The following is a 23390-nucleotide window of genomic DNA, read 5'->3' as shown; positions in this document are numbered from 1 at the left end:
AAACCATGACCCTACTGGACCGCCTAAGCCGTCTCATCCGGGCCAACCTGAGCGACCTGCTGCGCCGGGCCGAGGACCCCGAGAAGATCATCAACCAGGCCCTGGAGGACATGAAAGAAGCCCTAAGGGAGGCCCGGGAGCAGGTGGCGGCTGCCATGGCTGAGGGCAAGCGCCTGGAACGGGAGGTGGAAAGCCACCTGCAAGAGGCCACCCTCTGGGAGGAGAAGGCCAAGGAGGCCCTGAAGGCAGGCCGGGAAGACCTGGCCAAGGAGGCCTTGAGGCGGAGGAAGCGGGCCCTGGACCTGGCCGAGGGCTTCAAGCAGCAGGCGGAGGAGCAGAAGGCCCTTGTGAACCGCCTCATGACCCAGCTCAAGGCCCTCGAGGCCAAGATCGACGAGGCCGAGGCCAGGAAGAAGCTCCTTCTCGCCCGCAAGAAGGGGGTGGAGGCCGCCGAGGCAGTGCGGCGGATGGAATCCAAGCTGGACGCCCACCCGGCCCTCGAGGCCTTTGAGGAGATGGAGGCCCGCATCCTCTCCATGGAGGACCGGCACGAGGCCCTGAAGGAGCTGGATGGCCAGGACTTGGAAAAGGAGCTCGCCGCCCTCTCCGCGGAAAAGGATCTGGAGGAGGAGCTTTCCCGCCTCAAGAAGGAGCTTGGCCAGTCCTAATCCGGGCATCCCTCCTTGCGGGCAGTGTAGGCCGGCCCACGGGGGCTTAAGGGGTAAACTCCGTATCATGAGGCGGTACCTTATGGCCCTCGCCCTCCTTCTGGCCGCCTGTGCCCCCCAGGCCACCCAGGCCCCCGAGGCCCGGCCCCTTCTTAAGGAAACCGCCTTTTATCCCGCCACCACGGGCCTGGAGTGGGTCTATGTGCCCGAGGGGGAGGCCCTTTCCTCCCCCCCCTACCGGGTGCGGGTGGAGGGCCCGGCCCTTTACGAGGGGCTGGAGGCGGTGCGCTTCCGAAGCTTCGGCCGGGGGGAGGACAGGGTCTACTACCGGCAGGTGGGGGCCTTTGGCGTGCGGCTTTTGGGCTTCCAGGACCCCTCCGCCCGGGTGGTCTTCACCCCCCCCATTCTGGAGTACCCCCCGGAGGCCCTCCTAGCCGTGGGCTACCGCTGGGGGGGCAGAGTGACGGTGCGGGTGGAGCTCCTCACCCCTGGGGGACGGGAGCCCCTAGCCCAGGGGGGCCTGAGCTATACCATGGAGGTGCTGGAGGAGCGGGAGGTGCGCCTGCCCGCCGGGGTCTTCCAGGTGTACCGCATCCGACAGGTCTACCAGGACGAGCGCGGCCAGGATGCCCGGGAAGTCTGGTTTTCCCCCAGGGTGGGGGAGGTGCGCACCCGGGAAGGCCGCGTTCTGGTGGAGAAGAACTTCTAGCTAGGGGGGAAAGATGGTACTGGACAAGGTGAATAGCCCGGACGACCTGAAGGGCCTGACCCTCGAGGAGCTCCAGGCCTTGGCCGAGGAAATCCGGAGCGAGATCATCCGGGTCACGGCGCAAAACGGGGGCCACCTGGCAAGCTCCCTGGGGGCAGTGGAGCTCGTCCTAGCCCTGCACAGGGTCTTCCAGTCCCCTAAAGACCGCATCCTCTTCGACGTGGGCCACCAGGCCTACGCCCACAAGCTCATCACCGGGCGCAAGGACCGTTTCCACACCCTGAGGCAGGAAGGGGGGCTTTCCGGCTTCACCAAGGTTTCCGAGTCGGAGCACGACGCCATCACCGCTGGCCACGCCAGCACCTCCTTGGCCCATGCCCTGGGCATGGCCATCGCCCGGGACCTGGCGAAGGAGGACTACCACGTGGTGGCGGTCATAGGGGATGGGGCCCTCACCGGGGGAATGGCTCTGGCCGCCCTCAACAAGATCGGGGAGCTGGGCAAGAGGATGCTCATCATCCTGAACGACAACGAGATGAGCATCTCGGAAAACGTGGGGGCCCTCAACAAGTACTTCAAAGAGCTTCAGATAAGAAAGTGGGTCCAGGACGCCGAGAAGCTGGGCCGGAGCATCCTGGAACACATCTCCCCCAAGCTCTTCGGCCTGGTGGACCGGGCCAAGGAAGCGGCCAAGCTCATCCTCCACCAGGAGAATCCCTTCTACGCCTGGGGGATCCGCTACATCGGCCCCGTGGACGGCCACGACCTCAAAGGGCTCATCCACATCCTGGAGCACCTCAAGGAGTTGGACGGCCCTACCCTGCTCCACGTGGTCACCAGGAAGGGTAAGGGCTACAAGGTGGCCGAGGCCGACCCCATCTACTGGCACGGGCCCTCGGGCTTTGACCCCCTCAGGCCGGAGAAGGTTTCCAAGGGCTACACCTGGAGCCAGGCCTTTGGGGACGCCGTCACGGAGCTGGCCTATCTGGAACCCCGCCTCTTCGTCCTCACCCCGGCCATGCGGGAGGGCTCGGGCCTGGTGCGCTACTCCGTGGAGCACCCCGACCGCTACCTGGACGTGGGGATCTGCGAGGATGTGGCGGTGACCACGGCGGCAGGCATGGCCCTACGGGGCCTTAAGCCCATCGTGGCCATTTATTCCACCTTTTTGCAACGGGCCTACGACCAGGTGATCCACGACGTGGCCATAGAGGCCTTGCCCGTGATCTTCGCCATAGACCGGGCGGGGGTGGTGGGGGCCGACGGAGCCACCCACCACGGGGTTTTTGACATCGCCTACCTGCGCACCATCCCCAACCTGCAGATCGCTGCCCCCAAGGACGCCTTGGAGCTAAGGGCCATGCTGAAGAAGGCCTTAGAGATCGGGGGGCCCATCGCCATCCGCTACCCCCGGGACAACGTGGAACGGGCCCCGGAGGGCGCCTGGCCCGAGATCCCCTGGGGCCGGTGGGAGGTGCTCAAGGAGGGCACCGAGGCCTACATCCTGGCCTTCGGAAAGACCTTGAAGTACGCCCTCGAGGCCGCCTCGGATGACCCCAGGATCGGGGTGGTGAACGCCCGGTTCCTCAAGCCCCTGGACCGGGAGATGCTAAGGGCGCTTGCCCGCTACCGGCTCCTCACCGTGGAGGACCACCAGCGGATGGGGGGGTTTGGGAGCGCGGTCCTCGAGGCCCTAAACGAGATGGGCTTGAAGCCTCAGGTGAAGGTCCTGGGCCTGCCCGACCGCTTCCTGGAGCACGGCTCCATCCCCAGCCTCCACCGCCAGGCTGGGATCGACGCCGAGGGCATCCGGAAGGCCCTGGCGGAAATGGGCGTCCCTTCCACCTATGAGAGGGCTTGAGGCCCTCCCCTTCGCCGCCAACCTTTACAGGGTTCCCGTAGCGGAAGGGTACTTCCTGGTGGACGCCGGGCTTCCCTGGGAGGCGGGAAAGCTTCTAAGGCTCCTCCGAGAACCCCCCAGGCTCCTCTTCCTCACCCACCACCACACGGACCATAGCGGCGGAGCCCGGGCCCTTTGGGAACGGTTTGGCCTTCCCATCCTGGCCCATCCCAAGGAGTGGCCCTACCTGACCAAGGAAAGGCCCCGCCCTCCTCTACCCATACCCCTCCTGGGCCCCTGGCTCGCCAACCTGGCCCCGCCCCTCCCCCGGGAGGCCTTGAGGCCGGCGGAGGAAGGGGAGGTGGTCTGGGGATGGCGGGTGGTGGAGCTTCCCGGCCACACCCTGGGGCAGGTGGGGCTTTTCCGGGAAGGTCTCCTGATCGCCGGGGATGCCTTAAGGGGCAAGGGCCTTCCCCCCAGGTTCGTCAACGAGGACCATGCCTTAGCCAAGAAAACAGTGCGCAAGATCCTGGACCTGGGAGCAGAAACCGTCTACCTGGGCCACGGAGGGCCCCTCTCCCGCCAGGAGGTGGAGGCCTTGGCCCTTAAACTGGGGGTATGAGAAAAGTCCAAGCGGGCCTCCTAGCCCTCCTCTGGAGCCTGGGCGCCTTGGCCTGGGCCCAGGAGGTGGTGGTCTACCCCGGTTTCGCTGAGGTCAAGGAACCCGTGCTCCTTCCCCCCTCCGCCTGGGTCTATTTGGCCGGGGAGAAGCTTTCCCGCATGGCCCCGGGATCCTTAAGGCTCCTTGGGGTGGAGGAAAAGGAGCGCATCTACCAGGGAACGGCGGTCCTTTTCCGCTACCAGGGGGAGGGGCCCGCCATCCTGCGCTACCTTTACACCGGGCTTTCCGGGGAGGTCTTTTACACCCTGGAGGAGGGAAGGCTCACCCTCTGGGCCCGGCTCCGGCTGGAGGGAGGGCCCCTGGAAGCCAGAAAGCTCACCCTGCTCGCCGGGGAAGCCCCCCTTCTCGGGGTGGCCGAGGCCAAGGGGATACCCATGCGGGCTCTGGCCGAGGCTCCTTCAGGGGAAAGCCCCTTTGGCCTCTTCCGCTACCCCCTGCCCCCGGGCCGGCTGGAGCCCGGCACCACGGAGATTCCCGTCCTCAAGGCCCAGGTAAGCCCAACCCGGCTTCTTCGCTACCAAGGACCCTTCCGCACGGACAGGTTTCTGGCCCTGGAGCGGGGCTACCGCTTTAAGGCACCCTTCCCCCTGGCCCCGGGGAGCCTCGAGGTGGTGGAGGAAGGCTTCTTCCTGGGCCAGGCCCTGCTTCCCGCCACCCCCGAGGGAGAGGTGGCCGAGGTGTGGCTGGGGCGGGACCTCGAGGGCCGGCTGGAACGGACGGTGAGCCTGCTCCAGCAAAGCGAAAAGGAGGCCACCTACCGCGTGGAAACCCGCTTCAAAAACCCCTACCCCTACCCCATCGCCCTTCTCCTTTCGGAAACCTTCCCCCAGCCCTTCCGCCTGGACTTCCCCGAAGCCACCCACCTGCCCCAGGGCTACCGCCTGGAGGTCCCCCTTAAACCCGGGGAGGCCCTTACCCTGGTCTACCGCCTCACCCTTCCCCGCTAGGGACATCTGCCCCCACCCCCAGGCGGCATCCTGGAGGCATGAAGCCCGACCTTCACCGCTTCCCCCTCCTGGTGGCCTGGGAGATGACCCGGGCCTGCCTGCTCGCCTGCCAGCACTGCCGGGCCTCGGCGGTGCCGGACCCCTTACCCGGGGAGCTCACCACCGAGGAAGGCTTGAGGCTCTTGGAGGAGCTCGCCACCTACACCCCCAAGCCCATCCTCCTGCCCACGGGGGGCGATCCCCTGGCCCGGCCCGACCTCTTCCTCCTTTTGGAGGAGGCCAAACGCCTGGGCCTTAAGGTGGGGATCACCCCCGCCGTCACCCCCAGGCTCACCCGGGAGGTGGTGGAGCGCTTCAAGGAGCTTTCCGTGCACCAGATGGCCATCTCCCTGGACGGGGCGAGCCCCGAAAGCCACGATGGCTTCCGCGGAGTCCCGGGCACCTTCGCCCTGGCCCTACAGGCCCTGGAATGGGCCCGGGAGGTGGGCCTCATAACCCAGGTGAACACCACCGTGACCCGAAAGACCAAGGGGGAGCTCACCGGCATCGCCGAGATCCTGGCGGCCAAAGGGGTGGCCACCTGGGAGGTCTTCTTCCTGGTACCCGTGGGCCGGGGAGCGCTTTTAGAGCAACTTTCCCCCGAGGAATACGAGGAGGTGATGCACCTCCTTTACGATCTTTCCCGCCGCTATCCCTTCAAGGTGCGCACCACGGAAGGCCCCATGTTCCGCCGGGTGGCCCTGGAGCGCCGCAAGAAGGAAGGAGGGGAGGACGGGGCCCTGGTGGGGGAAGGCCGGGGGGTGCACCTCTCCGACGGCTTCGGCTTCGTCTTCGTTTCCTCCACCGGGGAGGTGTATCCTTCGGGGTTTCTTCCCCTCTCCGCCGGCAATGTGCGGGAGAAGCCCCTTCTGGAGATCTACCGGAATAGCCCCCTTTTCCTCGAGCTCCGCAACAAGGCCCTTCTCAAGGGCAAGTGCGGGGTCTGCGAGTACCGGGAGCTTTGCGGGGGAAGCCGGGCCCGGGCCTGGGCGGAAACCGGGGACCACCTGGCCGCCGACCCCCGCTGCGCCTACATCCCTAAGGGCCTAGGACAAATGCCCCTGGCCTAAGGGGAGGGAGGTTCCCCATAATGGAGCCATGAAGCGCCTCTTCCCCGCCTTGCTCTTCCTGGGCCTTCTGGCCCTTGGGCAAAGCCCTGGGGCCAAGCTCTACTCCGCCAACTGCCAAAGCTGCCACCAGGCCACGGGCCAGGGAGTCCCTGGAGCCTTCCCGTCCCTCACCCACCTGGACAAGGTGGTCCAGGCCAAGGGGGGCCGGGAGTACCTGATCCGGGTGGTCCTCTACGGCCTCCAGGGAAGCCTTACGGTGGAGGGCAAGACCTATAGCGGGGTCATGCCCCCCTTCCGCCAGCTCAAGGACCAGGAGGTGGCCGACCTCCTGAACCACGTCCTCACCACCTTCGCCAAGTCCAAGGCCAAGCCCATAAGCGCCGAGGAGGTGAAGGCGCAAAGGGCCAGGGCCCGCTCTCCCCAGGAGGTCCTCAAGTCCCGTCCCCCGGTCAAGTAGACCGGTGTACTCCCTCCCCCCGGGGCCTTTAGGCCCCGGGCACCTTTTCCTTAACCCCTGGCGGGGGATAATGGTCTTGCCGTGGAGCCTGGGTTCCACCTTCTCTACGCAAGGCGCCTGGCCTGGCGCCACCGGCTCCTCTTGGCCATTCCCTTGGCGCTTCTGGGCTTTCTCCACCCCTTCTTCGCCCTGGCCTCCCTCCTACCCTTTTTGCTTCCCGCCCGGCTTTGGGAAGGGCGGGCGCTACGGGAGATCGCCCGGGCCAGTCTGGCCTATCCCACCGCCTTGGCCTACGGGGAGGAACGGCTTTGGCAGGAGGCCCGCAAGGTGGAGATCCCTCTTCCCCCCTTCCCCCTGGGCCTTTTCGCCCTCTACCTAGTCCTGCTGGCCTTGGCCCTGGGCTCGTGGACGAAGCTTCCTCCCAGGGAAGCAAGCCCCTTCTGGTCCCCTCCCAACGCCGGGCGCCCCGCAATCCCCCAAACCCCCTCGGAAAGGGAGAAGCCGGCCGAAGCACCCGGGGCCTCACCTGGGAAAACCACGCCGACCCCAGATTCCCCAGAGGCCCCCAGGAGCCCGCAAGGGAAGGAACCAGGCCAGGGCCACCCCGCCCCAACCCCCCAAGAGGGAAAGGCTCCAAAGCCTAGCCCCCAGGGATCTTCCCCCGGGGGTTCCCCCCAGGCCCCGGGGCAGGGCACCCGGGCGCCAAGCAGGGGGGAAGGAAAGCCAGAAGCCACCCAGGAGGTCCCAGGTCAGGAACCGGGCCAGCCTCAGGGAGCAGGCACCCCCACCCCAGGTGCCTCAGGACCCTCCCCAACGCTGGAGGCTCCCGCCTCCTTGCCCCTCCCGGAGCCCACCGGTCCCGGGCAGGAACTCCTCGGGCCCGGCCGGGAAGGAAAGGGCCAGGACCTACCCTCCCCCTGGCGGGAGGGAAGCCCTCCAGAGGAGGTGCGCCGGGGGGTGGAGGTCTACTTGGAGCGCACTCCCCTCTCCCCTGAGGCCAAGGAGCTTCTAAGGCGCTACTTTAGCGGGCCCTGACCTTTTCTAAAGCCTCGGCCACGCTCACCGGACCCACCTCCAGCCGCTCCGCCATGGGGAAAGCTCCCATGGAACCCCCGTGGCCGAAGCGGGCCCCCACCCGCAGGTCCACATCCTTGAGTAGCTCCCGCATGAGCTCGTGCTTCCTCCCGCCCTCCATGGCGGCGTAGGGGTTTTCCCGCACCTCGAGGAGGCTCACCTTTCCTCCCCCTTCCACCTCGTAGATGGCGAAGCGGGGTGCGTGCCCGAAGGGGCCCGGGTAGACCTTTTGGTCGTCGTTTTTGGATAGGGCGACGGCGATGCGCATAGCCCTAGGATACACCCCGGAGGTATCAAGGGTCAGGGGTGCGCCGCCACTCCCCGCTCTTCCCCCCGGCCTTGTGCAAAAGCTGCACCCTCGAGATCACCAGGCCCTTGGAGGCTGCCTTCAGCATGTCGTACACGGTGAGGGCCGCCACGGCGCAGGCGGTTAGGGCCTCCATCTCCACCCCGGTTTCCGCCTTGGTGCGCACCGTGGCCTCGATGCGCACCCGCCTGGCCTCCCTTTCCAGCTCCACCCTTACCTCCACCCCGGTGAGAGGCAGAGGGTGGCAAAGGGGAATGAGCTCAGAGGTCTTCTTGGCCCCCATGATGCCCGCAAGCTGGGCCACCGTGAGGGGATCCCCCTTCCCCACACCCCCCTTTTCCAGGGCAGCCAGGGCCTCTTCCGTGAGCTCCACATAGGCCTCGGCGGTGGCGGTGCGGAAGGTGGCGGACTTTCCCGTCACGTCCACCATGTGGGGCCTGCCATCCTTAAAGTGGGTGAGGTCCATGCCTCCAGTCTAGGGCCTGGGCAGGGCTACCCACCAAAACCCATCCCGCTCACAAAGCGCCGGATGGGGTTCCCCAGGAAACAAAGAGCAAGACCGGTAGCTGCAGCCCGATGAAGGGGATCCCGCCCAGGTAGATATCCGTGGTCTTCACCTCCTTGGGGGCCACGTTCCGCAGGTAGAAGAGGGCGAAGCCAAAGGGCGGGGTGAGGAAGGAGGTCTGCAGGTTCACCCCCACCAGGAGGCCAAACCAAGGTCAATGTGAGGTCGCGTCCAGAAGGGATTTTCCCCTGGTTCCTTTCCATCCCAAGCTCTTAACGGGCCCGGCGGATCGGGGCTACCAGGAAGGCCCCCAGGAGAAAGAAGGTCCCCGCCAGTAGGAAGAGAACCAGATAACCCAGACCCTCTCCCCGGGCGTTCAGAAGGTCCAAAGGCCGCCCGAAGGCCCCCGCCAGCACCTGGGGCACCACGATGGCGGTCTGCCATAAGCCCATGTCGGTGGCGTGGGCCTTGGGATCCCTCAGCACATCCGCCACCAAAGCCCAGTCCACCGCCAGGTAGACCCCGTAGAAAAGGCCAAAGAAAAGGGCCAGGAACAGCATGGCGTCATACCGGGGGAAAAGCAGGATGAAGGGCATGAGCAACCCGAGGCCCGCCCCCGAAAGGTAGATCAGGGGCTTTCGGCCCAGCCGGTCCGAGGCCTTCCCTGCGGGAACGCTGGCCAAGGCCGCCCCCAAGGAGATGAGGAGGCCCAAAAGGGCCACCGCCTGGAAGGGCTCTTTGGCAAGGGTCCGCCCGAGGGCCTGGAAAACCCGCACCACATCGGCCAGGTAGTACTGCAGGTAGGTCTGGGCCAGGTAAAAGCCCAGCATCACCAAAAAGCGGGTCAGGTAGACCAAAAGGAAATCACCGTCCCGCCAGGGCCCCGCCATGGCGGTGAGGAAGGGACGGGGATGGACCCCTGAAGACCGGTCGAGGGTAACCCGGAGGCTAAGCCCGGCCCCCAGAAGGTTCAAAAAGGCCGCCAGATAGGCCTGGAAGGCCAAAGGGAAAAGAAACCCCACCGCACCCCCCAGGATCTGGCCGGAAACCTGCAACACCCCCATGTACCCCGAGGCAGTGCCCCTTTCCTTTCGGGGCACCAGGTCAGGGATGAGGGCGGAGTAGGGCCCGGTGGCCAGGTCGTCCGCCACCTGCAGGAGGAGGTAGGCCACCAGGAGCCATAGGTAGCTTGGGGCATGCGCCAAAAGGAGAAGGGCTATGGCGGTAAGGAGGCTACCCGCGAGGAGGAAGGGCTTTCTTCTGCCCAGGCGGTCGGAGAAGTAGCCCATGATGGGGGGTCCAAGAATGGCCATCACCGCCCCCAGGCCGAAGAGGAAGCCGAGGCGGCTAGCCTTCTCCTCGGGAGGGGAAAGCTCCGCCACCTTGGCGGGCAGGATCACCAGAAGGACCAGGAACCACTTGAAGCTGGTGGCGAACCAGTAGGCGGAAAGAGATAGGTACCAGCCGGGCCCGTGGCGCATGGGCCTTACCTTACCAGACCGTGGCCTCGGGAACCACCAGGAGGGGCAAGGAGCTCCGGTGGGAAAGCACCTCCACCATGCGCCCAAGCCGGTGGCGCCAGGTGCTCTTGGCCTTGGAACCCAGGACCAGGAGGTCCGCCTTCCGGGCCTTGGCCAAGCGCAAAAGGTCCAGCTCCTCTTCCCCCTTGGATACCTCCACCACCCCAGTGGCCTTGAGGAGGGTTTCCAGATGGGCTTTGGCCCGGGCCAGAACATCCGCTAGCCCCAAGGTCTCAGGATCCAGATAGGTGGGGAAGCAACACCCTCCCTGGCCGCTCACCAGGTGCAGGCCGAAGACCTCAGCCCCCAAGGCCCTTCCCCAAGCCTCCGCCACCCGGAAGGCGCTCAGGCTTGCCGGGCTATCGTCCAACCCCACGGCAATGCGGCGCACCCCCCTCAGGGTCCTCGGGAGCAGCAGAACCGGAACCTCTCCTCGGTGCAGGAGGTAGCGGGCGAGCCCACCCCGGGCCAGGACCTCGAGGGCATCCGTGCCTCGCTGTCCCAAAAGGACCAGGCGGCTTCGCAAGGCCTCCCCAGCCACCACCTGGGCAGGGAAACCCCGGAGCACCCGGGCCCTGAGCCCGGTATCCGCCAGGGTTTTTTGCACCTCCTTCTCCACCCGCCTAAGGGTTTCCTCCAGCCCCGGCCTAAGATGGGGAAAGCGGCGGCCAAGGGCCTCAAAGTAGGGGGTGGGCACCACGTGGAGAAGCTCCGCCGGGATGCCAAGCCCCTCCTGAAGGAAGCGGGCGCTTTCCACCACCGACTCCAAGCCCTCCCCCAGGTCCACCGCAGCCAACAGGCGCATGCTTCACCCCCTGGCCCCAATATAATCCTTGCGTGCTCTGGCTTCGCGACCGCACCCTGGACCTCTCCCGCCCCCGGATCATGGGGATCCTCAACCTCACCCCCGATTCCTTTTCCGATGGCGGCCTCTACCTGGACCCGGAAAGGGCCCTGGAAAGGGCCAAGACCCTGGTGGCCGAGGGCGCGGATCTTCTGGACCTGGGGGCCGAATCCACCCGCCCCGGGGCCGAGCCCGTGTCCGTGGAGGAGGAAAAGAAGCGGCTTCTTCCCGCCCTCGAGGCCATCCTGGAACTGGGGGTGCCGGTGAGCGTGGACACCCGCAAGCCCGAGGTGGCGGCGGAGGCCCTGAAGCTGGGAGCGCACCTCATCAACGACGTGACGGGTCTTAGGGATGAGCGCATGGTGGCCCTCTGCGCCCGATATGGGGTGGCGGCGGTGGTCATGCACATGCCCGTGCCCGACCCCCAGGCCATGATGGCCCACGCCCGCTACGGGGACGTGGTGGCCGAGGTGAAGGCCTTTCTAAGGGCCCAGGCGGAAAGCGCCCTGAGGGCCGGGGTGCCCCAGGTGGTCCTGGACCCGGGGTTCGGCTTCGGGAAACTTCTGGAACACAACCTGGCCCTCCTTAAACGCCTGGAAGAGATCGTGGCCCTGGGCCACCCCGTTTTGGTGGGGCTTTCCCGGAAGCGGTCCATCGGGGAGCTCACGGGGGTGGAGGAACCCGCAAAAAGGGTCATCGGCTCCGTGGCCGCCCACCTTTTCGCCGTCACGAAGGGGGCCAGGATCCTTCGCGTCCACGACGTGGCCGCCCACCGGGAGGCCCTTGCGGTGTGGAACGCCCTCTGGGGATAGATATGGGGGAGATCGCCCTTTTGGGTCTGGAGTTCTACGGTCGCCACGGGGTGAGGCCCGAGGAAGGCCGACTTGGAGCCCGGTTTGTGGTGGACCTCTGGCTTAAGGTGCCCTTTGAGGGCAGGGGGGACCGGCTGGAGGAAACCGTGGACTACGCCGCCGTCTACGCCCTGGTGGAGGAGGTGGTGCGCCACCGCCGCTTCTACCTGATCGAGGCCCTGGCCGACCACCTGGCGGAAGCCCTCCTGCAGGCTTTTCCTCGCCTCGAGGGAGTACGGGTGCGGGTGCACAAGCCCCACGCCCCCATCCCCGGGGTCTTCCGCGACGTGTACGCGGAAACGGAGAAACTGCGCTCCTAGAGCCCATTTCGGCCACTCATCTTGCGCTCATGGGAAAACCGTGGTAGGATAGCCCCGCCCAAAAGGGCTACGTGAAGAAGGCCTATTCCTTCCCCCACTGCTCCCTAGGGAGCGGTGGGCTATAAACTTTCTCACCCCCTTGGGCTAAACTGAAGGAGCCCGGAAAGGGGCGGGTCTATTATGGAAAGGGTAGCGATATTCATTGACGGCTCCAACCTGTACAAGGGGTTGGTGCAGCACCTGGGGCCGGATTATCGGCTTAACTTCGTGGAGTTTATCAGCCTTCTCACCGCCGGGCGCAGGCTTTTGCGCGCCTACTACTACAACGCCCCCCTCCCTCCGGAAGACCCCGCCGCCAAGGCCCACCAGAGCTTCCTCAACTACCTGAAGCGGGTGCCCTATGTGGCCGTGCGCCTGGGAAGGCTGGAAAGGCGGGCGGATGGCTTTGTGGAAAAGGGGGTGGATATCCAGATCGCCATAGACATCCTGCGCCTGGCCTATGCCGACGCCTATGACGTGGCGGTGCTGGTCTCCGGGGATGGGGACTTCGCCGAGGTGGTCAAGGTGGTCCAGGACATGGGCAAGCAGGTGGAAAACACCACCTTTCACGCCCTTTCCTCCCACCGCCTGGCCCAGCAGGCGGACCGCTTTTATCCCCTGGACGACTTCCCCTGGGAGCGCCTCCGGGCGCAGAGCCTGCCCCAGGCCCCCGAAAGCGGCGAGTAGGCCCCGGCCTAGAGGAGTTCTTCGGGACGGAAGAAAAGGGCGATCTCCCGGCTTGCGTCCTCGAGGCTCGCCGAACCGTGGATCACGTTCTCGTCGATGGTGGTGGCGAAATCCCCCCGGATGGTGCCGGGAAGGGCATCCTTGGGGTGGGTGGCCCCCATCATCTTCCGCACCTCGGCCACCACGTTCGGCCCCTCCAGCACCATGGCCACCACCGGGCCCGAGGTGATGAAGCTCACCAGGCCGGGGAAGAAGGGTTTCTCCCGGTGCTCGGCGTAATGCCTTTCCGCAAGCTCCTGGGTGATCCGTAAAAGCTTAAGCCCCACGATACGAAAACCCTTCCGCTCAAAGCGGGCAAGGATCTCCCCTACCAGACCCCTTCGCACGCCGTCGGGCTTCACCATGACAAAGGTGCGCTCCATACCCCTAGGAGTTTAGCAGGTCTAGGGCCTTTTGAAGTAACCCAGCAGGATGTAGGCCACCACCACCACCCAAAGGAGCACCAAAAGGGCATCCCGCCAGTTCAGGCGAACCCGGGGACGCTTGGGCTCCAGGACCTGGGTGGGCAGTTCCTCAGGCTCCTCCCCAAGCTTCAGGCGCACCGGGGCTCCTTTTGCTGCCTCGAGGGGCAGGGCATAGGGGCGACCCCCCTGGGGAAGCTCCTCGGGCACCCGCACCACGATGGCGCTCACGTTATCGGGCCCCCCCCACTCGTTGGCCAAGGCCACCAGGCGCCTGGCCGCCTCCTCCGGGGGAAAGCTCTTCAGAACTTCCCCCAGGGTGCGGTCCTCCAACACCCCGGAAAGGCCATCGCTGCAAAGCAAAAACACATCCCCGGGCTCCAGCTTAAGCCCCATGAGGTCCACCCGGGCCTGGGGGAAGGAGCCCAGGGCGTTGGTGATCACGTTGCGCCAGCGGTGGGTCTTGGCCTCCTCGGGGCTTAAGAGCCCCTGGCGCACCCTTTCCGCCACCCAGGAGTGATCCTCGGTGAGGAGGGTAAGCTCCCCTTTTCTGAGAAGGTAGGCCCTCGAGTCCCCCACATGGGCGATCAAGGCATAGGGCAGATCCAACAGGAGGCAGGTGGCGGTGGTGCCCATACCCCGGTTCTCGGGGCGTTGCGCCTCCTGGTAAATGCGCTCGTTGGCCTTTTCAAAGGCTTGAAGGAGGGCCCTCGGGCTTGGGTCTACATTGCGCAGGTTCTCCAGGATCATCTCCACGGCCAGCCTGGCCGCCACCTCTCCTGTGCGATGCCCCCCCATCCCATCCGCCACCACGAAGACCCCTCCCCACGGGGTAAGGGCATGCCCCACGGCGTCCTCGTTTTTGGGCCGCTTGAGGCCGGGGTGGGTTTCCAAGGCGAAGGCCAGGCCGGACACGGGGGGATTTTACCGCCTTTTGCCCGTGGACAACAGGAGGTAGCCGCGCTATGCTGAAGAAAAAGGAGGTAGGTATGGCACGGGGCTGGCTCCTCTTTGTGGGTGCGCTCCTGGGTCTATTGGGAGCTTGTGCCCCCAGGCTGGTCCTCGAACCCCAAGTACCCCTGCCCCAGGTAGAGGTGGGGAAGGGTCAGATCACTCCCCAATGGGTTCTCCCTGGAAACCCCTTGCCCCATGTGGATGACTTCGAGTCCTATCCGCTGGGCGCAGTCCTAACCACGATAGCCCCCAAGCGGTATGGTCTGCTTGGGAAAGAAGCCCGCTTCACCATCACGGAAGCCCTGAACCCTCAGAACGCGGTAACCCGAGCCGTCCGCCTGGCGCGTTTTGATGGCGCCTTTCTCACAACGGGTGCCGGGGATTGGACCAACTACCGGGTCCGCATGGACGTCAAGTCCCTGGGAAATCCCTATTGGGGCTCTGCTGGCCTTTTTCTCCGGGTGTTTCTGGATCCTGCGGGAACCCGCGCCTTGGAGTTCTATTTCGGCCTGGAGGGCATAGAGCTCACCAAGGTCCTCGGGGAACAGCGACAGGTGGTGGCAAAAAGGCCGGAACTGAGGGAAGCAGGGCGAGGATTCATCATGGACAAGATGTGGCATCGCCTTGAGGTCACTGCCCGGAACACGGGGGAGGTTCGGTTCAGCATGGACGGAGGAGAACTCCTCTTCTGGCAAGACCCTGACTTCCGCCAAGGGGGGTTGGGACTCGGCGTTCACGATCCCGATCTGGTCTTTTACCTGGATAACCTGGAGGTTACCCCCCTCTCCGAACCCTCCAAGGCCCCTTAAGCCTGCATAGCCTTGACGCATACCGCATACCGCGGTAACTTGAGGATAAGCCCGGGCCCGAAAGCCCGGCCTTTTGCTTTAGGAGGGCGCCATGCGCTTTGAGAGAATCGCCCCCTACACCTACCGCATCCCCCGCCAGGGGAAGATGCGGGTGGATGCGATTTTCTTCGCCTCGGAGGAGATTTTGAAGGACCTCGAGGGGGAAAACTACGCTTCCCTGCAGCAGCTCATGAACGTGGCCACCCTGCCGGGGATCGTGGAACCCGCTCTGGCCATGCCCGACATCCACTGGGGCTACGGCTTCCCCATCGGGGGGGTGGCGGCCTTCGACCCCGAGGAAGGAGGGGTGGTGAGCCCGGGAGGCGTGGGGTTTGATATCAACTGCCTGCCTGCCGGCACCCGTGTACTCTTTCATGACCGCTACACCCGCCCCATAGAGGAGGTAGCGAGGGAAAAAGAACCCCTCCTCACCGTGTGGCGGCTTGAAGAAAAACCTGAGGCAGGCAAAGCCTTCCTCCTCCTCTCCCGAGAAGCGGAAACCCTGGTGCGCCTCCGCACCGAGGGAGGGTTCATCCTGGAGGCCACCCCCGATCATCCCGTCTACACCCCCTCGGGGATGCATCCCATAGGTACCCTAAAAAGGGGAGACCAGGTGGCCGTCCACCCCTTCCAGGGCTTTCCCCACGAACCCCCTCCGTCCCTGACCCTTCTCAGCGAGGAAAGGGCCCAAGCCCTAGGACTTGCCCTGGGGTTTCCCCGGGCGGCAGACGTGCTGAAAGAGAAGGGGCTCCTTCCCCTACAGGCGGACCACCCTCACTTGCCAGCTATCCTCCGCCTTTTGGGCTACGCCTTGGGGGATGGCACCCTTTACCGGTCCCGGGGCAGGGGGTACCTGGTGCTCTATGGGGACGAAGAAGGACTCCTGGAAGCCAAGGAGGACCTTAAGCGTCTGGGCTTCCAGGCTGGGGGCCCTTACGTTCGGGTACGAAACCACAGCTTCCGAGGACGAACCTTTACCTACCGAGAGGCTAGCCTTAAGGCCTCCTCCCGGGCTTTGTTCCTCCTTCTCCACGCCTTAGGCCTTCCCGAGGGCCCCAAGGCGCAAACGGCTTTTACCTTACCTCATTGGCTCTTCTCCCTTCCCGCTTGGCTTAAAGCCAACTTTTTAGCAGGACTATTCGGAGCGGAGCTCTCTGCTCCGAAGTGGGTAAGCGGACATGGGTACAACCTCGCCTCTCCTGTGCTCTCCCAGTCCAAGCGGAAAAGCCTTTTGGGGATTGGCCGAACCTTCATGGAAGATCTGGCCCGCTTAATGGAAGGCTTGGGCCTGGAAGTCCAGTCCCTACGTGAGGAACTGGATTGGGAAGAACCCGCTGATCCTTCCCACCGCTTCAAACTGATCCTCCGGAGTACACCGGAAAACCTCAGCCTCCTTTACGAGAGGGTGGGCTATGCCTACGCTCCCCAAAAAGCCTGGCTAGCCCAGGTGGCCGCTTTCTACTTGCGCCTGAAAAAGGCCCACTTAGAAGCTCGGGAAACCCAGGCCGAGGAGGTCTTGGCCCTGCGGCAGGCAGGCCTGGGACCAAAACGCATCGCCGCCACCCTAGGCCTCCCTCGGCGCTTTGTGGAGCGTACCCTTTACGAGAAGCGAGGTGGATTTCGCCCCTGGGGATTTCCCACCTTCCCTGAGTTCCTCCAAAGGGCCGGCCCCATGTTTTTTGACAGGGTGGTGGCTATGGAAACCGTTCCCCACGGGGGAAGGGTTTACGACCTCTCCATGGCTCATGAGGGACACAACTTTGTGGCCGAAGGGTTTGTGGTTTCCAACTGCGGGGTACGCCTTTTGGCCTCCCACCTCACCCTGGAGGACCTCCTCCCCCGCCAACGGGAGCTGGCCGATACCCTCTACCGCCTGATCCCCTCGGGGGTGGGAAGCGAGCGCAAGGACGTGCGCTTCAGCAAGAAGGAGCTTAAGGAGATCCTCAAGGAGGGGGCTGGCTGGCTCATCCGTAGGGGCTTCGGCTACCCGGAGGACCTCCACTTCATCGAGTCGGAGGGCCGCCTCCCCTGGGCCAACCCCGACAAGGTTTCGGACAGGGCCTTTGAACGGGGAGCTCCCCAGATCGGCACCCTGGGAAGCGGGAACCATTTCCTCGAGGTCCAGTACGTGGACCAGATCTACGATGAGGAAGCCGCCGAAGCCTTCGGCCTCTTTCCCAACCAGATCACCGTCCTTATTCACACGGGAAGCCGGGGCCTCGGCCACCAGGTCTGCCAGGACTATGTGGAAAGATTTCTAAAGGTGGCCCCCCGCTATGGCATAGAGCTAGTGGACAAGCAGCTGGCGGCAGCCCCCATCAAGAGCCCGGAGGGCCAGGACTACCTTCAGGCCATGGCCGCCGCCGCCAACTTCGCCTTCGCCAACCGGCAGCTGATCGCCCACTTCGTGCGGGAGGCCTTCGAGGTGGTGGGCTTCCCACCCAGGGAGCACGGTCTCAGGGTCCTCTACGACCTGGCCCACAACAACGCCAAGTTTGAGGAGCACGGGGGAAAGAGGGTCCTGGTGCACCGCAAAGGAGCCACCCGGGCCTTCGGCCCCGGAAACCCCGAAATCCCCCTGGAGTACCAGCATGTGGGCCAGCCCGTCCTGGTGCCCGGGGACATGGGCCGCTACTCTTATGTGCTTTCGGGAACGGAAAAGGCCATGGCGGTATCCTTCGGCTCCAGCTGCCACGGGGCTGGACGCAAGATGAGCCGCCACCAGGCCAAGCGGGTGGCCCGGGAGCGGAACCTGATCAAGGAGCTGGCGGAAAGGGGCATCCTGGTGCGGGCGGCCACCAAGGCCACCGTGGACGAGGAGATGCCCGAGGCCTACAAGGATGTTTCCGTGGTGGTGGAGGCGGTCCAGGGAGCGGGGATCGGCAAGAAGGTAGCCCGCTTAAGGCCCCTCATCGTGGTGAAGGGATAAACTGTGACGACTCCCCGTTCTGAAGAACGGGGCTTCTCGGTTTCAGGAAGGGATAAGACCCCTTCCCGTCCCCGAAGGCTCCGTCCGAGCCCTGGCCAGAATGTTGATGGCAGCGGCCACGTCCCGGTGCTGGCGGGTACCGCACTGGGGGCAGGTGTGCTCCCGCACCCACAACGGCTTCTTCTCCCGATGACCGCAAACGGGACAATCCTGGCTCGTGTACCTGGGGTCTACCCCTATCACCTGCCTACCAGCCTCCGCCGCTTTGTAGGCAAGGATTTGCAGAAACTGGGCCCAACCCGCATCCATTACTCCCCTGGCAACATAGGAACGGGCCAGGCCAGCGATGTTCAGGTCTTCATGGACGATGGTGCCATATTCGTTCACCAACCTCCTGGCGAGTTTGTGGTGAAAGTCTTTGCGCTGGTTGGCTATCCTGCGGTGGAGCTTGGCTAGTCGGTTCTTAACCTGCCGATAGCGATGACTACCCTTTCTCTTTCTGGAGAACTCCCTCTGAACCTTGGCAAGCTTTTCCTGCGCCTTCTGGAAGTACCGGGGAGCCTCTACCGTTTCCCCATCCGAGGTGATGAGGAAGTGGGGGTTGGTGCCCAGGTCTATGCCTACGGCCCGGTCGGTTGGAGGAAGAGGCTTGGGTTCAACTTCACAGGTGAAGACGATGTACCAATGGTCCCCTTTCCGCTTCACGGTGGCGGGTTTTATCCTGCCCTCAAGGGGTCGGTGTAGCTTGACCTTTACGGAGCCTATCCCGTGGAGAAAAACCCGCCTTCCGTCCTTTTGGAGTTTGACTCCGGTAACTCCGGCCTGGGGGAAGGTAAAGGAATCATAGCGTCCCCTCCCTTTGAAGCGGGGGTATCCGGCTTTCCCTTTCTCCTTAAGCCTGCGGAAGAAGCCCTGGAAGGCCTTGTCTACCCGCTCAATAACGTTCTGGAGAACCTGGGAATGAATGCCTTTGTACTCCGGCAACTCAGCCCGTATCTCTGGCAACCACCTCTTTTGCTCGTAGAACCCCACCGTCTTGCCCGCCTTCCTGTAGGCATCCCTGCGCTCTTGCAGGGCAGCGCTGTACAACTGGCGGCAGAGTTCAAGGGTGTTCTCCAGGTCTCGAGCCTGGGGCTGGGTGGGGTACAGGCGGTACTTGAACGCCTTCCTAGTCATCGTCCACTTGAGCATAGGATAGCCTATCCGCCCCCAACTATGCTATGTCCGCCGCTTTGGGACCCCTACCCCAAATGAACCGCCGGCGGATGTGGGGGAGTCCATGTATCCCCGGTTTAAAAACTGGGGGATTGTAGCTCCCCCACACCCCCTCTTTTCTCTAAGCACTTTCTCACCGCTATCTGCTCCCATGGAGGGATGAGGCTCCTAGCCCTCCTCCTTTTCTTCTCCTGCTCCCTGGCCCAGACCCTGCTTCCCGCCAGCACCTTTGGCCTTTCCTTTCGGGAGGAGGCCGGGGCCTGGATTTACGAGGGGGAGGGGGTGCGCTTCGTCTACGTGCCGGGGGTGGGCTGGGCGGAACCTTTGGAACCCGCTCTTCCCCCACCCGACGGGGAAAGAATGTCCCTCGAGGCCCTGAAGGCCTTGGGCTACTTCCGCACCCCGGAGGCCGGGGTACGCCACGGCACCCAGGGACGGGCCCTCCGCCTGGTGCTGGACCTCCCCGGGCCCGAACCTGCACCCAAGCCTCCCTCGGAGGGCCAGGCTCCAGGAAGCCTTTCCCTCCTTCTCCCCTACCTGGCCCCGGGTATGACCCAGGTTCCCTGGCCCAAGGGCATGGAGGCCCGGGTGCGCCTTTTGCCAGGGGGCACAGAGCTCACCCTGAGCTTTCCGGGAAAGCTCCTTCGCTACCGCCTCTTTCCCCTGAAGGACCCCGAGCGCCTGGTCCTGGATCTCTATGTCCTCGAGGCCGAGGTGGAGGAACCCCTGGCCCCAGGAGTCCGCTACCGGGAAATCTGGGCCTTTACCCCAGAGCCCCTTAGGCTCTACCTGGTGGAGGCAGAACGGGGAACACTCATCCCCGTGGGCCGGCCTGGGATGAGGGCTCTGCCCAAGGACCTTGCCCCAAACGCCCTGGCGGTGCTGAACGGGGGGTACTTTGACCCCAAAACCGCTACCCCCATCGGCCTTTGGGTCCAGGACGGGGTTACGGTTTCCTACCCCAGCGGCCGCACAGCCCTCTTATGGGATAGTTTCAGCTTCTTCCTGGGGGTTCCCCGGTTTGAGGCAACGATCCAAGGTCCTTCCGGAGAGCGGGTGCGGGTGGGCATCAACGCCTCCCGGGCCCGCTACACCGCCCACACGGTCCCGGGACCCGTGGGCAAGGAGGGGGAGGAGGTGGCCTTGGTGATGGGAAACCGGGTACAGGCCATCCTCCCCGCCCCCCAGGAACTTCCTCCTGGGGCCTGGGCCCTTACCTTTCCCAAAGGAGCCCTTCCCTTTCCCCTAAAGCCCGGGGACACCCTAAGCCTCTACGGGCGCCTGGACCCCCCTTTCCGCTACGCTCTGGAAGCAGGCCCCCTTTTGGTCCAGGAAGGCCAGTACGCCTTTGACCCCAGCCGGGAGAACTTCCGCGACCCAAGGCCCCTCCAGGCCATAGCCCCCCAGGCGGCCGTGGCCTGGACCCGGGAAGGGAAGCTTTGGCTTTTGGTTTCCGAGCCCACTACCCCTGGGGTCCTAGCCCGCGCCCTCCTCTCCCTGGGGGCCTGGAACGCCCTAAGGATGGACGGAGGGGGCTCAGCCCAGCTTTGGGTCAAGGATAAGCTGAGAAGTCCCTACCAAGGCTCCCCAAGGCCGGTGGTGAGCGCCTTAGCCCTTTACGCCCCCTGAGGACGCCTCTTCCTTCAGGAAACAGGGAAATATACGCCTGCAGAAGGGCTTTACCGGGGCCCCCACCCTAGCAGAGCCAGGATGGGGTGGCGTTAGCTCACCCGCTCCACCCGGATGAGGTTGGTGGTCCCTCGCACCCCAAAGGGCACTCCGGCGGCGATCACCACCCTCTCCCCCACCTGGGCCAGCCCGCAGGCCTTGGCCTTCTCCAGGGCGATGCGCACCATGTCATCGGTATCCTGGGGGTCGGGGGCCAGATAGGGCAGAACACCCCAGACCAAGGCCAGCTGCCGCTCCACCTCGGGGTTCGGGGTGAGGGCCAGGATGGGCACCTTGGGCCGCGTGCGGGCGATGCGCCTAGCCGAGCTTCCCGTGGCGGTAAAGACCACAATGGCCTTGGCCTCCACCGCCTCCACAATGTCGTCCGCCGCCTGGGCGATGGCATCCTGGGTGGTGGGGGTAGGGGCCGGGCGGAGGACGTTGAGCTTTTGCAAGAACTCGGGGGAGGACTCCACCACCCGGGCGATCCTGGCCATGGTAGCCACCGCCTCCACCGGGTAGGCCCCGGCGGCGGTTTCCGCGGAGAGCATCACGGCGTCCGTGCCGTCAAAGATGGCGTTGGCCACGTCGGAGGCCTCCGCCCGGGTGGGGCTTGGGTTCTGCACCATGGACTCCAGCATCTGGGTGGCGGTGATCACCGGCTTGCCGGCGGCGATGGCCCTGAGGATAAGGCGCTTTTGCATGATGGGCACCTCCTCTAGAGGCATCTCCACCCCCAGGTCCCCCCGGGCCACCATGATGCCGTCGGCTTCTTCCAGGATCTCCTCAAAGCGGTAGACGGCGGAAGGCTTCTCTATCTTGGCCATGAGCCGAGCCCGGGAACCATGCCGGGCCAGGTAGTGCCGGGCCAGGAGCAGGTCATCCCGGGTGCGCACGAAGGACACCGCCACCCAGTCCACCCCGAGCTCCGTCCCCAGGGCCAGGTCCTGGATGTCCTTTTCCGAGAGGGCGGGGATGGAGAGATCCGAGCCAGGAACGTTGATCCCCTTGCTGTCGGAAAGCACCCCCCCCAGCTCCACCACGGTGTGGATCTCGTCCCCCTGGATCCTCTCCACCCGAAGGCGCAGGCGGCCGTCGTCCAAGAGGAGCACCTGCCCGGGAGCCACGTCCTCGGGAAGCCCCTTGTAGGTGATGGAAACCCGGGTCTCGTCCCCCTCCACGGGAGCCCGGGTGAGGATGAAGGGCTGGCCCACCTTAAGCTCCACCCGGCCCTCCTTGAACCGGCCGATGCGGATCTTGGGGCCCTGGAGGTCCTGGAGGATGGCCAGGGTTTTGCCCAGTTCCTTCTCCACCTCCCGCACCCAGGCCACCCGTTTCCGGTGCTCCTCATGGGTGCCGTGGCTGAAGTTCAGGCGAAAGACATCCGCCCCCGCCTCCGCCAGGGCCCGGATGGCTTCCTTGGAGTCCGAAGCGGGCCCCAGGGTGGCCACGATCTTGGTGCGCTTAAAAGGCCTCATATCCTAGAAAGCGCGCCGCACGCCCCAGCTCCTCCTCAATGCGCAGGAGCTGGTTGTACTTGGAAAGGCGATCCGAACGGGAGAGGGAACCCGTTTTGATCTGACCAGCGTTCACCGCCACCGCAAGGTCGGCGATGAAGCTGTCCTCGGTTTCCCCGGAACGGTGGCTGATCACCGCCCGGTAGCCGGAGCGCTGGGCCAGGCGGATGGCCTCGAGGGTCTCGGAAAGGGTGCCGATCTGGTTCACCTTCACCAGGATGGCGTTGGCCACACCCAGCTCGATCCCTTGGCGAAGCCTGTCCGGGTTGGTGACGAAAAGGTCATCCCCCACCAGCTGGACCCTGCCACCCAGGCGCTCGGTGAGCAGCCGCCAACCTTCCCAGTCGTCCTCCGCTAGGCCGTCCTCAATGGAGCGGATGGGGTATTTCTCCACCCACGTGGCCCAGAACTCCACCATCTCCTCCGAGGAAAGCACCCGTCCTTCCCCTTCCAGGTGATATTTCCCATCCCGGTAAAGCTCGCTGGCCGCGGGATCCAGGGCCAGGGAAACCTCCTGCCCCGGGGTGTATCCCGCCCGCTCGATGGCCAAAAGAAGAAGCTCTATGGCCTCCTCGTTGCTCCTTAGGTCCGGGGCGAAGCCTCCCTCGTCCCCCACGTTGGTGCTGTACCCTCTCTCCTTCAACACCCCCTTAAGGGTGTGGAAGATCTCGGCCCCCACCCGCAAGGCCTCGGAAAAGCTTTCCACCCCCGCGGGCACCAGCATGAACTCCTGGAAATCCACCCGGTTGTCCGCGTGCTTTCCCCCGTTGATCACGTTCATAAGGGGAACCGGCAAAGTAACCGCCTGAACTCCTCCCAAATAACGGTATAAGGGCAGACCCAAAGCCTCCGCCGCCGCCCGGGCCGTGGCCAGGGAAACCGCCAGGATGGCATTGGCCCCCAGGTTGGACTTGTTGGAGGTGCCGTCCAGCTCCAGCATGGCCCGGTCTACCCCCTCCTGGTCCAGGGCATCCCGGCCGATGAGTTCGGGGGCGATGCGTTCCTGGATGCCCTCCACCGCCCGGCGCACCCCCTTCCCCAGGTAACGCCTGCCCCCATCCCGTAGCTCCAAGGCCTCATGGGTGCCGGTGGAGGCTCCAGAGGGCACCATGGCCCTGCCCCTGGCACCTCCTTCCAGCTCCACCTCGGCCTCCACCGTGGGAAAGCCCCTAGAGTCTAAAACCTCCCTGGCTTTCACGTTCACGATCGTGGTCATGGACTCCTCCCCTAAGCGTTTCT

At 64.9% G+C, this 23390-nt stretch carries 22 protein-coding genes and 4 pseudogenes; 16 read left to right on the top strand and 10 right to left on the bottom strand.

All coding sequences use genetic code 11. The annotated features are described in order from the left end of the window. The first annotated feature begins 5 nt into the window (after positions 1 to 5). From KQ693_RS02690 to KQ693_RS02655, 8 genes are all read left to right on the top strand, one after another. On the top strand, positions 6 to 668 hold the full coding sequence (locus KQ693_RS02690; RefSeq protein ID WP_038070820.1) for a PspA/IM30 family protein: 663 nt from the start codon (positions 6 to 8) through the stop codon (positions 666 to 668). 67 nt (positions 669 to 735) lie between these two features. Further along, positions 736 to 1377: a hypothetical protein gene (locus tag KQ693_RS02685; RefSeq protein ID WP_267261851.1), complete on the top strand. Its 642-nt coding sequence runs from the start codon at positions 736 to 738 to the stop codon at positions 1375 to 1377. A 13-nt stretch (positions 1378 to 1390) separates the two neighbouring features. Further along, complete coding sequence (dxs, locus tag KQ693_RS02680) at positions 1391 to 3238, top strand: 1-deoxy-D-xylulose-5-phosphate synthase (protein WP_267261850.1); 1848 nt, start codon at positions 1391 to 1393, stop codon at positions 3236 to 3238. Then, complete coding sequence (locus KQ693_RS02675) at positions 3225 to 3839, top strand: MBL fold metallo-hydrolase (RefSeq protein WP_267261849.1); 615 nt, start codon at positions 3225 to 3227, stop codon at positions 3837 to 3839. The genes dxs and KQ693_RS02675 overlap by 14 nt, the downstream gene beginning before the upstream one ends. Further along, positions 3836 to 4846 carry a hypothetical protein gene (locus KQ693_RS02670; RefSeq protein ID WP_267261848.1) on the top strand — a complete coding sequence of 337 codons (1011 nt, stop codon included), beginning with the start codon at positions 3836 to 3838 and terminating at the stop codon, positions 4844 to 4846. Before KQ693_RS02675 ends, KQ693_RS02670 begins: the two co-directional genes overlap by 4 nt. A 38-nt stretch (positions 4847 to 4884) precedes the next feature. Then, complete coding sequence (locus tag KQ693_RS02665) at positions 4885 to 5955, top strand: TIGR04053 family radical SAM/SPASM domain-containing protein (RefSeq protein ID WP_267261847.1); 1071 nt, start codon at positions 4885 to 4887, stop codon at positions 5953 to 5955. 28 nt (positions 5956 to 5983) lie between these two features. Beyond that, positions 5984 to 6412: a c-type cytochrome gene (locus KQ693_RS02660; RefSeq protein WP_267261846.1), complete on the top strand. Its 429-nt coding sequence runs from the start codon at positions 5984 to 5986 to the stop codon at positions 6410 to 6412. Positions 6413 to 6493: 81 nt separating this feature from the next. Continuing rightward, positions 6494 to 7447 carry a hypothetical protein gene (locus tag KQ693_RS02655; RefSeq protein WP_267261845.1) on the top strand — a complete coding sequence of 318 codons (954 nt, stop codon included), beginning with the start codon at positions 6494 to 6496 and terminating at the stop codon, positions 7445 to 7447. Here the strand turns inward: KQ693_RS02655 and KQ693_RS02650 are convergent. The 5 genes and pseudogenes from KQ693_RS02650 to KQ693_RS02630 all read right to left on the bottom strand — a co-directional run bounded on the left by KQ693_RS02650 (position 7434) and on the right by KQ693_RS02630 (position 10623). Beyond that, entirely contained in the window at positions 7434 to 7754 is a 321-nt protein-coding gene (locus KQ693_RS02650; RefSeq protein WP_219758930.1) for a NifB/NifX family molybdenum-iron cluster-binding protein, read from the bottom strand. The genes KQ693_RS02655 and KQ693_RS02650 overlap by 14 nt on opposite strands. Positions 7755 to 7779: 25 nt before the next feature. Then, positions 7780 to 8259, bottom strand: a complete 480-nt coding sequence (moaC, locus tag KQ693_RS02645; protein ID WP_267261844.1) for a cyclic pyranopterin monophosphate synthase MoaC — start codon at positions 8257 to 8259, stop codon at positions 7780 to 7782. A gap of 26 nt (positions 8260 to 8285) precedes the next feature. Beyond that, positions 8286 to 8509, bottom strand: a pseudogene (locus KQ693_RS02640) (TRAP transporter large permease subunit); the annotation flags it as partial. Positions 8510 to 8570: 61 nt separating this feature from the next. Continuing rightward, positions 8571 to 9779 carry an MFS transporter gene (locus KQ693_RS02635; protein ID WP_267261843.1) on the bottom strand — a complete coding sequence of 403 codons (1209 nt, stop codon included), beginning with the start codon at positions 9777 to 9779 and terminating at the stop codon, positions 8571 to 8573. A gap of 10 nt (positions 9780 to 9789) precedes the next feature. Continuing rightward, positions 9790 to 10623, bottom strand: a complete 834-nt coding sequence (locus KQ693_RS02630) for a universal stress protein (RefSeq protein WP_267261842.1) — start codon at positions 10621 to 10623, stop codon at positions 9790 to 9792. 32 nt (positions 10624 to 10655) lie between these two features. Between KQ693_RS02630 and folP the strand changes: the two genes are divergently transcribed. The 3 genes from folP to KQ693_RS02615 all read left to right on the top strand — a co-directional run bounded on the left by folP (position 10656) and on the right by KQ693_RS02615 (position 12559). Then, positions 10656 to 11474, top strand: coding sequence for a dihydropteroate synthase (gene folP / locus KQ693_RS02625; protein WP_267261841.1), 819 nt, complete (start codon positions 10656 to 10658; stop codon positions 11472 to 11474). A 2-nt stretch (positions 11475 to 11476) separates the two neighbouring features. Then, positions 11477 to 11833 carry a dihydroneopterin aldolase gene (gene folB, locus KQ693_RS02620; protein WP_105316731.1) on the top strand — a complete coding sequence of 119 codons (357 nt, stop codon included), beginning with the start codon at positions 11477 to 11479 and terminating at the stop codon, positions 11831 to 11833. 180 nt (positions 11834 to 12013) lie between these two features. Further along, positions 12014 to 12559 (top strand): LabA-like NYN domain-containing protein, encoded by a 546-nt coding sequence (locus KQ693_RS02615; RefSeq protein WP_015715952.1) that lies wholly within the window; start codon positions 12014 to 12016, stop codon positions 12557 to 12559. Between the two features lie 8 nt (positions 12560 to 12567). Here KQ693_RS02615 and ndk read toward each other — a convergent pair whose 3' ends face one another. Then, positions 12568 to 12981, bottom strand: coding sequence for a nucleoside-diphosphate kinase (gene ndk / locus KQ693_RS02610; RefSeq protein WP_219758925.1), 414 nt, complete (start codon positions 12979 to 12981; stop codon positions 12568 to 12570). Positions 12982 to 13002: 21 nt separating this feature from the next. After that, a complete protein-coding gene (locus KQ693_RS02605) occupies positions 13003 to 13935 on the bottom strand; it encodes a PP2C family protein-serine/threonine phosphatase (RefSeq protein WP_219758924.1) in 933 nt (310 codons plus the stop codon). A gap of 74 nt (positions 13936 to 14009) precedes the next feature. On the opposite strand from KQ693_RS02605, the gene KQ693_RS02600 reads away from it, so the two are divergent. The 4 genes and pseudogenes from KQ693_RS02600 to rtcB all read left to right on the top strand — a co-directional run. Beyond that, on the top strand, positions 14010 to 14783 hold the full coding sequence (locus tag KQ693_RS02600; RefSeq protein ID WP_267261840.1) for a hypothetical protein: 774 nt from the start codon (positions 14010 to 14012) through the stop codon (positions 14781 to 14783). Between the two features lie 91 nt (positions 14784 to 14874). Further along, positions 14875 to 15192 (top strand): annotated as a pseudogene (locus tag KQ693_RS12905) (RtcB family protein); the annotation flags it as partial. Continuing rightward, a pseudogene (locus tag KQ693_RS12945) lies at positions 15169 to 16584 on the top strand (RtcB family protein); the annotation flags it as partial. The pseudogenes KQ693_RS12905 and KQ693_RS12945, both read left to right, overlap by 24 nt. A gap of 6 nt (positions 16585 to 16590) precedes the next feature. After that, positions 16591 to 17751 (top strand): annotated as a pseudogene (gene rtcB / locus KQ693_RS12900) (RNA ligase RtcB); the annotation flags it as partial. A 42-nt stretch (positions 17752 to 17793) separates the two neighbouring features. On the opposite strand, the gene KQ693_RS02590 reads toward rtcB, so the two are convergent. Beyond that, on the bottom strand, positions 17794 to 18942 hold the full coding sequence (locus tag KQ693_RS02590) for an RNA-guided endonuclease InsQ/TnpB family protein (protein ID WP_267261838.1): 1149 nt from the start codon (positions 18940 to 18942) through the stop codon (positions 17794 to 17796). A gap of 183 nt (positions 18943 to 19125) precedes the next feature. Between KQ693_RS02590 and KQ693_RS02585 the strand changes: the two genes are divergently transcribed. After that, the gene (locus tag KQ693_RS02585; RefSeq protein ID WP_267261837.1) at positions 19126 to 20595 is read left to right on the top strand and encodes a phosphodiester glycosidase family protein; all 1470 of its coding nucleotides are present in this window, start codon (positions 19126 to 19128) and stop codon (positions 20593 to 20595) included. A gap of 92 nt (positions 20596 to 20687) precedes the next feature. On the opposite strand, the gene pyk is transcribed toward KQ693_RS02585, so the two are convergent. Both pyk and eno read right to left on the bottom strand, forming a co-directional pair. Further along, positions 20688 to 22112, bottom strand: coding sequence for a pyruvate kinase (pyk, locus tag KQ693_RS02580; RefSeq protein ID WP_267261836.1), 1425 nt, complete (start codon positions 22110 to 22112; stop codon positions 20688 to 20690). After that, positions 22099 to 23367, bottom strand: a complete 1269-nt coding sequence (eno, locus tag KQ693_RS02575) for a phosphopyruvate hydratase (RefSeq protein ID WP_267261835.1) — start codon at positions 23365 to 23367, stop codon at positions 22099 to 22101. The genes pyk and eno overlap by 14 nt, the downstream gene beginning before the upstream one ends. Positions 23368 to 23390 lie beyond the last annotated feature (23 nt).

Origin of the sequence: Thermus brevis, from assembly GCF_026427635.1 — a bacterium.
Classification (GTDB): Bacteria; Deinococcota; Deinococci; order Deinococcales; family Thermaceae; genus Thermus; species Thermus antranikianii.
Note: the sequence above shows the minus strand (reverse complement) of the source record. Positions and strands in the feature narration are given on the sequence as shown.

What these genes read in the sequence shown, in the direction of transcription:
- KQ693_RS02690 (WP_038070820.1), top strand. Translation starts at nt 6, where the DNA reads ATGACCCTACTGGACCGCCTAAGCCGTCTCATCCGGGCCAACCTGAGC.
- KQ693_RS02685 (WP_267261851.1), top strand. Translation starts at nt 736, where the DNA reads ATGAGGCGGTACCTTATGGCCCTCGCCCTCCTTCTGGCCGCCTGTGCC.
- dxs (WP_267261850.1), top strand. Translation starts at nt 1,391, where the DNA reads ATGGTACTGGACAAGGTGAATAGCCCGGACGACCTGAAGGGCCTGACC.
- KQ693_RS02675 (WP_267261849.1), top strand. Translation starts at nt 3,225, where the DNA reads ATGAGAGGGCTTGAGGCCCTCCCCTTCGCCGCCAACCTTTACAGGGTT.
- KQ693_RS02670 (WP_267261848.1), top strand. Translation starts at nt 3,836, where the DNA reads ATGAGAAAAGTCCAAGCGGGCCTCCTAGCCCTCCTCTGGAGCCTGGGC.
- KQ693_RS02665 (WP_267261847.1), top strand. Translation starts at nt 4,885, where the DNA reads ATGAAGCCCGACCTTCACCGCTTCCCCCTCCTGGTGGCCTGGGAGATG.
- KQ693_RS02660 (WP_267261846.1), top strand. Translation starts at nt 5,984, where the DNA reads ATGAAGCGCCTCTTCCCCGCCTTGCTCTTCCTGGGCCTTCTGGCCCTT.
- KQ693_RS02650 (WP_219758930.1), bottom strand. Translation starts at nt 7,754, where the DNA reads ATGCGCATCGCCGTCGCCCTATCCAAAAACGACGACCAAAAGGTCTAC.
- moaC (WP_267261844.1), bottom strand. Translation starts at nt 8,259, where the DNA reads ATGGACCTCACCCACTTTAAGGATGGCAGGCCCCACATGGTGGACGTG.
- KQ693_RS02635 (WP_267261843.1), bottom strand. Translation starts at nt 9,779, where the DNA reads ATGCGCCACGGGCCCGGCTGGTACCTATCTCTTTCCGCCTACTGGTTC.
- KQ693_RS02630 (WP_267261842.1), bottom strand. Translation starts at nt 10,623, where the DNA reads ATGCGCCTGTTGGCTGCGGTGGACCTGGGGGAGGGCTTGGAGTCGGTG.
- folB (WP_105316731.1), top strand. Translation starts at nt 11,477, where the DNA reads ATGGGGGAGATCGCCCTTTTGGGTCTGGAGTTCTACGGTCGCCACGGG.
- KQ693_RS02615 (WP_015715952.1), top strand. Translation starts at nt 12,014, where the DNA reads ATGGAAAGGGTAGCGATATTCATTGACGGCTCCAACCTGTACAAGGGG.
- ndk (WP_219758925.1), bottom strand. Translation starts at nt 12,981, where the DNA reads ATGGAGCGCACCTTTGTCATGGTGAAGCCCGACGGCGTGCGAAGGGGT.
- KQ693_RS02600 (WP_267261840.1), top strand. Translation starts at nt 14,010, where the DNA reads ATGGCACGGGGCTGGCTCCTCTTTGTGGGTGCGCTCCTGGGTCTATTG.
- KQ693_RS02590 (WP_267261838.1), bottom strand. Translation starts at nt 18,942, where the DNA reads ATGCTCAAGTGGACGATGACTAGGAAGGCGTTCAAGTACCGCCTGTAC.
- KQ693_RS02585 (WP_267261837.1), top strand. Translation starts at nt 19,126, where the DNA reads ATGAGGCTCCTAGCCCTCCTCCTTTTCTTCTCCTGCTCCCTGGCCCAG.
- pyk (WP_267261836.1), bottom strand. Translation starts at nt 22,112, where the DNA reads ATGAGGCCTTTTAAGCGCACCAAGATCGTGGCCACCCTGGGGCCCGCT.
- eno (WP_267261835.1), bottom strand. Translation starts at nt 23,367, where the DNA reads ATGACCACGATCGTGAACGTGAAAGCCAGGGAGGTTTTAGACTCTAGG.